Raw genomic sequence first — 2,506 nt, 5'->3', positions numbered from 1 at the left:
CGCGTCACCGCCTGCAGCGCGGGCGGCGCATAGTGCGGCCGGGCGAAGCCGGGCGCGGCCTTCTTCGGGGGAATGCGATCGAGGAACAGCTCCACGGCGGCCACCGGCCCGTCGAGATCGAAGGCCTTGGCGGTCGCCGGGTGCAGGATGCCAAAGCGTGCCAGCACCGTCTTCGGCCCCAGCCGCAGCGTGGCGGACTGGCCCGGATGGAACTGCGGCCCGGCCTCGCCCATCACCTGCAGGTTGTCGACCGGCGCCCCGGCTTCGGCCAGCAGCGCCAGCGCTTCGGCCTTGGCGTCGAAGGCATCAAAGGCCTGCGCCTTGCCCGTCTTCCAGCCGCGCGGAGTCTTTTCGCCTGCCAGCACCACCACGAGGCTCAGCTTCTCGTCGCTCGCCCCGGCCTCACCGCGCAGATAGCGACGGCCGATCTCGAACAGGCCGACCGACGCCGCACCGCGATCGAGGTTGCGCCGGGTCGCCGAAAGCAGGCCCGGCAGCAGCGACGGGCGCATTGCCTTGAGGTCTTCCGAAATCGGATTGGCCAGCACCCACAGCCCGCCATTGCCTTCGGTGAAATGCTCCGCCTCGCCTTCGGGCAGGAACGACCAGGTGACCGCCTCGTGCAGCCCGCGCGCGGCAGCGGCGCGGCGCACGCGCCGTTCCACGATCTGCGCCGGCGTGGCGGTGGGCTTCGCCACCCCGTCCGCACGCGGCAGCGGCGTGGAAGGCACCGCGTCCAGCCCGTGCACGCGGATCACTTCCTCCACGATGTCGGCCGCGCCATCCACGTCGGGGCGCCAGGTGGGCACGGTCACGGTCCAGCCGGCCCCTTCTCCCGCCGCCGCCTCGAAGCCCAGCGCGGCAAGAATGCGGCGCTGTTCATCCTCGGCAACCGCCACGCCGCCCAGCCGGCCGGCCAGCGCAGGATCGTAAGCCACGGTCTTGCGCGCCAGCGGCGGCGCGCCCACGCGCAGCACCTCGGACGCTTCGCCACCACAGATGTCGAGGATCAGCCGCGTCAGCAGCTCGATCCCGGCATCGAGGAACGCCGGGTCCACCCCGCGTTCGAACCGGCCGCGCGCATCACTGGTTAGCGCCAGCGCCTGCCCGGTGCGGGCGATGCGCGCCGGATCGAAATAGGCGACTTCAAGCAGGACATCGGTGGTATCGTCGGCGCAGCCCGAATGCTCGCCGCCCATGATGCCGGCCACGTCGTGCACGCCCGCCGCGTCGGCGATCACGGTCATCGTCGAATCGAGCGTGTATTCCTTGCCGTTGAGCGCGACGACCTTCTCGCCATCGGTGGCCCGGCGCGCCACGACCGCACCGTTCAGCTTCGCCAGATCATAGGCGTGCGCCGGGCGGCCATAGGCGAGCATGACGTAGTTGGTCACGTCCACCAGCGCCGAGATCGGGCGCTGGCCGGCGCTCTTGAGCCGGTCCTGCAACCACTGCGGCGAAGGGCCGTTCTTCACGCCCCGGATCACGCGGCCGTAAAACGCGGGGCAGCCTTCGGCGTCCTCGATGCGGATGTCCACCGGGCACGCGAACGCGCCAGCGACGGGCGCGGCATTCACGGGCTTCAGCGTGCCCAGCCCCGCAGCGGCCAGATCGCGCGCGATGCCGTACACGCCCATGCAATCGGGCCGGTTGGGCGTGATCGCCACGTCAAACACCGGGTCCGACCCCAGGTAGTCGGCAAAGGTCGCGCCCACCGGCGCGTCGGCCGGCAGTTCGATGATGCCATCGTGTTCCTCGCCGAGGCCGAGTTCGCGCGTCGAACACATCATGCCGTTGGATTCGACGCCGCGAATGGCGGACTTGCGCAGCTCCATGCCGTTGGCGGGCACGACCGCGCCAGGCAGGCCGAGCACGCCGACCAGCCCCGCGCGCGCATTGGGCGCGCCGCAGACCACCTGGAGTGGCGCGCCATCTCCCAGATCGACCGACAGCACCTGCAGCTTGTCCGCCTGCGGATGCTTTTCCGCCGTCAGCACGCGCGCGATGCGGAACGCGCCCAGCGCGGTGGAGGCATCCTCCACGCCTTCGATTTCAAGGCCCAGCGCGGTCAGCTTGCGCGCGATGGTATCGGCGTCGGCCCCAGTATTGGCCCCGGTATCGAGGTGGTCCTTCAGCCACGAAAGCGCGAACTTCATGCCTTCACCCCCACGCCGCCGGAAAGCGTCGGCACATCGAGCGCGCCGAAACCGTAGTGCCGCAGCCAGCGCACATCGCCATCGAAGAACGCCCGCAGATCGTCCATGCCGTATTTCAGCATGGCCAGCCGGTCGACGCCGGTGCCGAAGGCGAAGCCCTGCCATTCATCGGGATCGAGCCCGCCGAATTCGATGACGCGGCGGTTGACCATGCCCGAGCCCAGCACTTCCATCCAGCCGCCGTTCTCGACGTCACCGCCGCCGCCAACCACGCGCTTGCCGTTGACCACGGCATAGCCCACGTCGACTTCCACCGACGGTTCGGTGAACGGGAAATAGCTCGGGCGCAG

At 70.0% G+C, this 2,506-nt stretch carries 1 protein-coding gene and 1 pseudogene; both read right to left on the bottom strand.

Annotated elements, in window-relative coordinates:
- A partial coding sequence (gene pheT, locus B3547_RS21145) for a phenylalanine--tRNA ligase subunit beta (RefSeq protein WP_292966805.1) occupies nt 1–2,156 on the bottom strand: 2,156 nt, incomplete at its 3' end.
- Nucleotides 2,153–2,506: pseudogene (locus B3547_RS21140) on the bottom strand (phenylalanine--tRNA ligase subunit alpha); the annotation flags it as partial. The gene pheT and the pseudogene B3547_RS21140, both read right to left, overlap by 4 nt.

Source organism: Novosphingobium sp. UBA1939 (assembly GCF_002336885.1).
In the GTDB taxonomy this organism is placed as follows: domain Bacteria; phylum Pseudomonadota; class Alphaproteobacteria; order Sphingomonadales; family Sphingomonadaceae; genus Novosphingobium.
Note: the sequence above shows the minus strand (reverse complement) of the source record. Positions and strands in the feature narration are given on the sequence as shown.